Source organism: Lactobacillus gallinarum DSM 10532 = JCM 2011 (assembly GCF_001434975.1).
Taxonomy (GTDB): domain Bacteria; phylum Bacillota; class Bacilli; order Lactobacillales; family Lactobacillaceae; genus Lactobacillus; species Lactobacillus gallinarum.
Window position 1 is genome coordinate 1 of the sequence record NZ_AZEL01000056.1, and the last position, 7,759, is coordinate 7,759.

Sequence of the window (7,759 nt, forward strand, 5' to 3'; positions counted from 1 at the left end):
AATTAAAAAATCAATTTGCGAGAAAGAACTATTTACACAAAAGATTTGACAGTCTCCGAATAATAGTTACTCTATTCTCATGTTTTTAGCATTTTCATTCACTTGCAAATCGTGACTTATGATAATAACCAAATTAGTCTGCGCTATTTCCTGCAATAACTTTAACAAATCATTTTGTAGTTCAGGATAGATATTCGCCAATGGCTCATCTAGTAAAAAGCATTGTGCATTAGTTTTCAAAATAGCAGAATATAATTTCACTAATTGTATTTCGCCTGTTGATAGTTCACTCATCTCTCTATCTAAAACTTTCTCAATTTTAAATTGTGATGAATTAAAGACTTTTGCAAAATACTCATTTTTATCAATCTGACTTTTATTAGGATATGATCCTAAATAGTCTCTTACAGAACAATTAGGAAGCGGTGTATCTTGAAATAGACAACTTATATTCGATTCTCTCAGTTTTCTTTTATTAATCAAATCAGCATTTACACCATTTATGGTGATTTTTCCTTCTTTTTTTGGTGTATATAATCCTATTATTGTTCTAAGAAAAGTTGATTTTCCGATTCCATTTCTACCCCTTACAACATAAAATCCAGGAGCAACAAAAGTAGCAGAAATTTTTCTAGTAAACAATGGTGTTTTTCCATCTAAATAAATATTAAAATCCTGTACCTGAATCGAATTTATTTTGGAAACTGCTTTTTCACCATCTTGCTCATCTTTCATGGATAGTAAATTGTTGATTCTCAGCCGGGCTACCCTGAATGATTCAAAGTTAAACAAAATAGAAAAAGCTTCATCTACTTCTCCCAAAAGTTGGTCAAAATATTGAAAAATGATTGAAAAAGAACCAATTGTCATTCTTCCAGAAATGACTGATAAACCACCATTAATGAACAATACTAATTGAAAAATCAGTTGTAAAATAATTTCACTATTAGACATATTCAAATTAAGAAGAAAATCTCGTTTGGCAACGCCTAAAAGCGTTCTTTTTGTACTGCTCCATCTTTCATTTTCTATTTTCTCTCTTTGATTACCCTTTATTTCAATGTATCTACTTAACCATTCGGTAAAGCCTGAAAAGTATTCATTATAGGCTTCTTTCAACTTCAAACTAACTTTGAAAATCTTAGGCCGTAAAAATAAATATATGACACTATATGCAGGCAACAGGATCACTATCAGTAACAAAAAACTAGAGCCAGCTGTAAATAAATACGTAAAAATCAAGACTGAGGAAAGCACGATTGAAATTATTTGATTTACAGTTTGGAAGAAAAAAGTCAACACTTCAGTAGTGTCCTCAGTAATTCTGTCTGCCATTCGAACTGAATTCATTTTTGTGACTTTCAGTGTATCCTTTGAATACAATTCCTTTATTATTGCATCGTTAACTTCTATATTTATTTTTCTGAATTCTAGAATTTGAATTTTATTCATGAAATATGACAACAAAAGTCTTATAAGACTTAGGGTGATTATTAATATAATGCTGCGTATAAATGAATCTCTATCAGCCTTATACACTAAAGAATTTAGCAGCATTCCTTCCAAATAAACATTAAAAGTTAAAATGCCAGTACTGATAATATTCATTCCTAATAGAAGCCAATATTCAACTTTATACTTTTTATCAATTTTGCTAAAAATTATATGCATAGCGTCACCTAATTCTGAACAGCAATCCAAGATATTAAAATATGATGAATATAAAATTAGACAAATTCTATATTTTTATTACTCCTATGTCAATACTAAAAAGATTGATTTTATTTCACTTTCCTGCCTGTATCTGATAATATGTAGTCATCAACTATCTAATAACTACATTTTTACTACACAGAGGTGCAATTATGACTGAAAAAGCTGCAATCAATGTCCGTGTTAACCAAGAAACTAAACAAAACGCAGAAAAAGTATTAAACAAACTTGGCATCCCGATGTCAGTTGCAATTGACATGTACTTACGACAAATTGCATTGACTGGAGGAATTCCTTTTGATTTGTCCTCAAAGAAAAGAAAAAACAAAAACGACCACGACACCGCTATGATGGTCGCCGAGGCCACTGCTCAGTATGAAGTCGTTAAATCCAACTGGGAAGATAAATTAGCCGAACTTACTCCTGACTGGATGAATATGAATAAGATGACTAAAGAGGAGCTTGAAGCAAGGTTGGCTAAGCATGCCCAAGATGCAAGAGATGATAAAAGTGTCGAAATTAGTAAAACTTTTAGCGAACTGAATAAAGAATTAGGAATTTAAATTTCATGCAAGAATATACTGTCAAATCAACTCCTAACGTATCTGTAGAACTTAAAGAGATATATAGCTCTATCTTGCAATTATCTCAATCTCCAAAAACTGCTCAAAATTATGTAGAAGATCTTGAGCAAACTATGCAAGCGTTAAATTATTTTCCAGAAAGATATAGAAAAACTCCTTCAAGAAAATACCGACGAGTTAATTTCAAAAAAATATGCTATATTCTACTTTATCGAAAACGATACTGTACACATTATTGATGTCATACTAGCTTCATCAAGTACAGTATTCAAATATTAATCCTTTGCCCCATTCTAGCTATTAAGCTATACTAGACAGAAGAAATTAAACGAACTAAGGGACAATAAAATGAGCGATAAATTAATTAAAATTGCATATCTCTACGAAGATTTAATGAATACTTACGGTGACTCAGGCGATGTTAAAATCTTGAGCTTTTTACTAAAGCGTGAAGGCTACGACACTCAAGTTGATAATATTTCACTTGGTGACGAATTCAACGCCTTTGACTACGATTTCGTTTTCTTCGGCGGCGGCCAGGACTTTGAACAAACTGTTGTCGCTAAAGACTTGCCACGTCACAAAGAAACATTGAGAAAATACATCAACGATGACAAGCCGATGCTTTGCATTTGTGGTGGTTACCAACTAATGGGTAGTTACTACAAGACTAATTCTGGCGTAACTATTCCAGGTTTGGATATTTTGCCACTACACACAGTCTTCAAGAGCGACAAGCGAATGATCGGTGACACCCGTTACATGACCGAATGGGGTGAGGTTAAGGCTTTTGAAAACCACTCTGGTCAAACTTACTTCGATAACAAGGACAAGTTGCATCCCCTCGGCGATATGATCGAAGGCTACGGCAACAACCCGCAAGACCACGTCGAAGGCCTGCGCTATCGCAACTTTATTGGTTCATACTCACATGGTCCACTACTCAAGAACACTAATGTAGCTAATGCCATCATGAAAATGATTATCGCTTGGCATCAAGAACGTGTTAGTGAAGCCAAAAAAGTCACAGAATAAAAAATGACCCAGTCAGAATTTCTGACTGGGCTTTTTCATTATCAAATTAATTTAAAACACGTTTAGCAGCTGAGGGATAAAAGTAGGCACTGATAGCCTGCTTTCTCACCCCTTGACTAGGAGTTGCAGCATGCACATATTGTCCATTACCAACATAAATACCAACGTGGTAAGGAGCTGAAGCTGAACCCCAGAATAATAAGTCGCCTTTTTTAAGATGGCTTAACGAAATCTTTTTACCCTTAGTAACTTGACCATAAGTAGTTCTTGGTAATGTCTTTTTAGCGGCTTTTTTATAAACGTATTGAGCTAAGCCAGAGCAGTCAAAGGCTGAAGGACCGGTAGCACCGTAAACGTAACGCTTACCTACTTGCTTTTTAGCAAGACCAGCAACTGCTTCACGTTTTTCTGTAGTGCTTTGATCTGCTGCGTGCACAGCTTGTGTTTGATTAGGAACATTAATAAAAGAAATTCCTGTGAAAAATACTGATAAAACTGCGGCAAACTTAACTAAATTACGTCTAAAACTCAATTGACATTTCTCCTTAATTACTTTTTATCTTTCGACGCTTTATATATTACCTGAGAAATATTACAACTATGTTTTAAAAGTAATACTATCTAATTAAGCAAAACTACAGAAAATGTCTTATTTTGTAATTTTGATAAGAAAGAGCTTATGTTTCTTTTCTCAACTTGAAAAATTTTTCACTTTTCTATATGCTATTAACATTGATTACAGGAGTTGAACAAACAATATGGAGAAAATAGACAGTTATGCACGACATTTTTTAATACTTATCGCCTTAATTCTGGGGCTTTCTTTGGTCTCAGAATTCCGTGATTTAGCGAACTACGCCCCATCAATGATCGACCTAGTCTGCCTATCTATCGCAACTGCCTGCACCTTTGCTTCAGGAATCACCTTACAATTCAAGAAGCTGAATCTAGTAACTATCATTCTAGCAGGCATCTTAATCTCGGTTTCCGTCTTCTTTTGGATTGAGTTTTCATCTCTTGCCTTAATCATCGTAATTTTTATTATTTACGGTATTATTACATTACTTGTCTGTTTAACTAATTTAATTTATTTCAAAAAAAGAGAGGTCGATTAAAACCTCTCTTTTTTATTCATGTACTTTATGTTTCTTTGGCTGTTTTGGTGTTAAGTTCAAAGCCATAGCTGCTAGCACAACCAGAATTGAACCTACCCAGTCCATTGGCATCATAACTAAACCAAAACAGAGAACTGAGCCTACCGTTGCGGAGAACGGTTCAAATGCATCAAGCAAGCTAGCTGTGGATGGAATAACGTAACGCAAGGCGTTAGCCATAATCTGAAATGGGATAATCGTTCCAATGATAATTACGGCACTGGTATATAACCAAACAGCTGGCTTATTAGGAATAGCTTGGAATTGCGGATGGATAATCACCAAACTGATTCCTGCAAACAGCATCCCCCAGCCTGTTACAACCATGCTGGATACTCTTTTAACAATATTAACTGGAATCAGAGTATATGTTGCTTCACCTACTGCTGAAAGCAAACCCCAGAATAATGCTACCGGCGTAATGGCCAAATGATAAAATTGTCCGTGCGTTGACAGCAAAAAGACACCGATGAAAGCCGCAATCGCAGCCAAGATATCCAACCTACGCATAACTTGCTTATGAGTAAAAGCCAAATATCCTAATACGAAAAATGGGCCGATGAATTGTAAGATAGTAGCGATCGAAGCGTTAGCTACCTGAATACACATGAAATAGAATAATTGCACGGGCAATAATCCGAAGATTCCGTAAGCGAAAATTACTAACGCATCATGCTTATTCTTTAATGTAGCAAGTGGCTTTTGCTTTAAAGCTCCTGCCAAAAGCAGAAGTACGATTCCTGAAATAATCAACCGAATTTGGGTCAACCACATCGGCGTTATTTTAGCACTAATATTGAATAAACCTTTAGCAAAAAGACCGGAGATTCCCCACATGACAGCGGCTAAGGCTGCCAGAAAAGTCCACAGTCTACGTGTTTTTGGATCAATCATTATTCAATTTTCCCTTTTTCTTTCTTGGAGAAATATTCAAAGCCATTGCAGCTAAAACAACTAAGATTGAACCGATCCAGTCCATTGGTGCCATAACCAAGCCAAAGCATAAAACTGAACCTACCGTTGCAGAGAATGGTTCAAATGCATCAAGCAAACTTGCAGTAGATGCCTTGATGAAACGCAATGAATTAGTCATCAACTGGAATGGAATCAAAGTACCAATCACAATAACGGTAGCCACATCAAGCCAAACGTGTGGTGTATTAGGAATATGTGGCATCTGTGGGTGAACGATTATCAAGCAGATTCCCGCAGATAAAAGGCCCCAACCTGTAACGACTAAGCTTGAAACGCGTTTTAAAACGCCGATCGGAATCAAGGTATTAGTTGCTACACCACCGGCTGAGAGCAAGCCCCAGAATAAAACGCTTGGCGTAATGGCAAAGTGATTAAAACGACCGTGTGTTGCAAGCAAAACAACCCCAATAAAGGCACAGATCGCTGCAATCACATCAATCCGGCGCATTACTTGTTTATGCGTAAAGGCTAAATATGCCATTACGAAAAATGGACCGATGAACTGTAAAATTGTGGCAATTGAAGCGTTAGCTTGTTGCACAACGATAAAGTAAAATAATTGCACGGGTAATAAACCAAAAATACCGTAAGAAATAATTACCCAAGCATCATGTTTATTCTTCATCGTGGCGATTGGCTTTTGCTTTAAAAATCCAGCTACGATCAACAAGATAATACCAGATGTGACCATTCTGATTTGTGAAAGCCACATTGGCGTGATGGACGGACTCGTATTAAATAAGCTCTTGGCAAATAAACCTGAGATTCCCCACATAACACAGGCTAGGGCAGCCAAAAATGCCCAAAGACGACATTGTTTTTGTGTAACCATTCTTCTTAACCCTCAACTATACTAAACTAGCAACCTATATCATAACAAAAACGGACTAGCTTAAACTAGTCCGTTAATTTTTTATTCATTTTAAATTTTTACAGTTTAGCTTGTAAGGAAAGCACGATTGCACTAACACTACCAATAATTCCTATAATGACAGGAACCAACATCTCATGCTGGATAAGTAAAACTGCGAGTAAAAATACTATTGCTAAAATCGCAGAAACACGCATCGTCTTTTTATTTGCAACAATAATAGCAATAAAGACTATTGCTAGCAAGATTACACAAGCAAAATCGCCGTAAAGTGACGCATTCTCAAGCGCCGTCGCGTGTTGGATTTTTAATGGTGCATTCAAAATATCGTCCCAGAGTTTACGTCCAAATGCAATGTCTGCTGCTACGTTTACCCAGAAAGTAACTATTTCGAAAAATCTAATAAAGAATAAACGATTAAGACGAATGCTAGTGATCGTTTCCCATAATGTATCACGTTTTTTAAAGCTAACAGCTGAATCACCTTTATCGAAGATCCAACCGACTAATAAATAAATGAAAATTGCTATCCCTTGAAATACTACTAAATGCATGAAAACAGAAAAGTTAAAAACTAGTGTCAACATCAGAATTACTACATAAACGAATTCTGAGATCAACAATATTCTCTTCCATTTACGACTATGTAACCAATGATTAAGCTCTTGCTTGTTCATGTGGTCGTCCATTTGTCCATTCATATTCTCACTCTTTTTTAATCCTTTGTCTAATTAACTAGAATTATATTCCTTCTTTTCGATTTGTCCATCATTTTTTCTAAAAAAATAAAAAGGCGTAAAATCCCTATATTTTTAGCCTTTTCTACGTGTTATTTTCAACTATATATACATTTTTAATAACTTAATTTAAGTATTTAAATCCAGATATATACATCTGATAGCTCGATATTTATTCTCATTTTGTTCTAATTGTGTTTCTTAAACAAATACATAGCTATATTTTCTAACGCGTGGTGCTAGTTAAATCGTTCTAGACAATAAGCCAAATTATAAGCTAAAATTGCAATTTCCAACCGGCTTTGAAAGCCTATCAGACTACGTGCTCGATTGTTCTCGGCATTGTAATAGGTCAGAAGCGAAAAGTCGCTTTCAATTGTTCTGCGAATAGCCATCAATTGATGATCATTGTGCTTTTTAGCTCCTGTCATATTTTTAGGATATGGTGTCCAAAGTTCGTAACCCATTTGTTTTAGCTGTTGATGCAGTTCTTTGCCTAAATAGCCTTCGTCGCCAAGAAGATAGTAATTAGATGGATGGGTATTTTCCATCAGTTCAACTGTCTCCCTGGCATCATGAACTGATGCCTTTGTTACGACATAATCAAGAATGTAACCGTCATCGCTAACAATGGCATGAACTTTGAAACCATAGAAGTAAATTTTCTTGGTGGCCTTATAACCAATGTTG

At 35.4% G+C, this 7,759-nt stretch carries 10 protein-coding genes; 3 read left to right on the plus strand and 7 right to left on the minus strand.

Annotated elements, in window-relative coordinates:
- Positions 1-66 precede the first annotated feature (66 nt).
- Complete coding sequence (locus FC37_RS07660; RefSeq protein WP_025006446.1) at positions 67-1,671, minus strand: ATP-binding cassette domain-containing protein; 1,605 nt, start codon at positions 1,669-1,671, stop codon at positions 67-69.
- 194 nt (positions 1,672-1,865) lie between these two features.
- Here FC37_RS07660 and FC37_RS07665 point away from each other — a divergent pair, with 194 nt between their 5' ends.
- The 3 genes from FC37_RS07665 to FC37_RS07670 all read left to right on the plus strand — a co-directional run bounded on the left by FC37_RS07665 (position 1,866) and on the right by FC37_RS07670 (position 3,332).
- Positions 1,866-2,276: a type II toxin-antitoxin system RelB/DinJ family antitoxin gene (locus FC37_RS07665; protein WP_025006447.1), complete on the plus strand. Its 411-nt coding sequence runs from the start codon at positions 1,866-1,868 to the stop codon at positions 2,274-2,276.
- Positions 2,277-2,281: 5 nt separating this feature from the next.
- Complete coding sequence (locus FC37_RS10100; protein WP_232792154.1) at positions 2,282-2,536, plus strand: type II toxin-antitoxin system RelE/ParE family toxin; 255 nt, start codon at positions 2,282-2,284, stop codon at positions 2,534-2,536.
- 109 nt (positions 2,537-2,645) lie between these two features.
- Positions 2,646-3,332, plus strand: a complete 687-nt coding sequence (locus FC37_RS07670; RefSeq protein ID WP_025006448.1) for a type 1 glutamine amidotransferase — start codon at positions 2,646-2,648, stop codon at positions 3,330-3,332.
- Between the two features lie 46 nt (positions 3,333-3,378).
- On the opposite strand, the gene FC37_RS07675 is transcribed toward FC37_RS07670, so the two are convergent.
- The 6 genes from FC37_RS07675 to FC37_RS10855 all read right to left on the minus strand — a co-directional run.
- Positions 3,379-3,864: a C40 family peptidase gene (locus tag FC37_RS07675; RefSeq protein ID WP_025006449.1), complete on the minus strand. Its 486-nt coding sequence runs from the start codon at positions 3,862-3,864 to the stop codon at positions 3,379-3,381.
- A 321-nt stretch (positions 3,865-4,185) separates the two neighbouring features.
- Positions 4,186-4,362: a hypothetical protein gene (locus FC37_RS07680; protein ID WP_236697306.1), complete on the minus strand. Its 177-nt coding sequence runs from the start codon at positions 4,360-4,362 to the stop codon at positions 4,186-4,188.
- A 97-nt stretch (positions 4,363-4,459) separates the two neighbouring features.
- Positions 4,460-5,380, minus strand: a complete 921-nt coding sequence (locus FC37_RS07685; RefSeq protein ID WP_025006451.1) for an EamA family transporter — start codon at positions 5,378-5,380, stop codon at positions 4,460-4,462.
- Positions 5,373-6,293 carry a DMT family transporter gene (locus FC37_RS07690; protein ID WP_025006452.1) on the minus strand — a complete coding sequence of 307 codons (921 nt, stop codon included), beginning with the start codon at positions 6,291-6,293 and terminating at the stop codon, positions 5,373-5,375. The genes FC37_RS07685 and FC37_RS07690 overlap by 8 nt, the downstream gene beginning before the upstream one ends.
- A 98-nt stretch (positions 6,294-6,391) precedes the next feature.
- On the minus strand, positions 6,392-7,033 hold the full coding sequence (locus tag FC37_RS07695) for a hypothetical protein (protein WP_025006453.1): 642 nt from the start codon (positions 7,031-7,033) through the stop codon (positions 6,392-6,394).
- A gap of 275 nt (positions 7,034-7,308) precedes the next feature.
- The coding region (locus FC37_RS10855) for an IS982 family transposase (protein WP_236697307.1) at positions 7,309-7,759 on the minus strand (451 nt) is incomplete at its 5' end.

What these genes read in the sequence shown, in the direction of transcription:
- FC37_RS07660 (WP_025006446.1), bottom strand. Translation starts at nt 1,671, where the DNA reads ATGCATATAATTTTTAGCAAAATTGATAAAAAGTATAAAGTTGAATAT.
- FC37_RS07665 (WP_025006447.1), top strand. Translation starts at nt 1,866, where the DNA reads ATGACTGAAAAAGCTGCAATCAATGTCCGTGTTAACCAAGAAACTAAA.
- FC37_RS10100 (WP_232792154.1), top strand. Translation starts at nt 2,282, where the DNA reads ATGCAAGAATATACTGTCAAATCAACTCCTAACGTATCTGTAGAACTT.
- FC37_RS07670 (WP_025006448.1), top strand. Translation starts at nt 2,646, where the DNA reads ATGAGCGATAAATTAATTAAAATTGCATATCTCTACGAAGATTTAATG.
- FC37_RS07680 (WP_236697306.1), bottom strand. Translation starts at nt 4,362, where the DNA reads ATGATTAAGGCAAGAGATGAAAACTCAATCCAAAAGAAGACGGAAACC.
- FC37_RS07685 (WP_025006451.1), bottom strand. Translation starts at nt 5,380, where the DNA reads ATGATTGATCCAAAAACACGTAGACTGTGGACTTTTCTGGCAGCCTTA.
- FC37_RS07690 (WP_025006452.1), bottom strand. Translation starts at nt 6,293, where the DNA reads ATGGTTACACAAAAACAATGTCGTCTTTGGGCATTTTTGGCTGCCCTA.
- FC37_RS07695 (WP_025006453.1), bottom strand. Translation starts at nt 7,033, where the DNA reads ATGAATGGACAAATGGACGACCACATGAACAAGCAAGAGCTTAATCAT.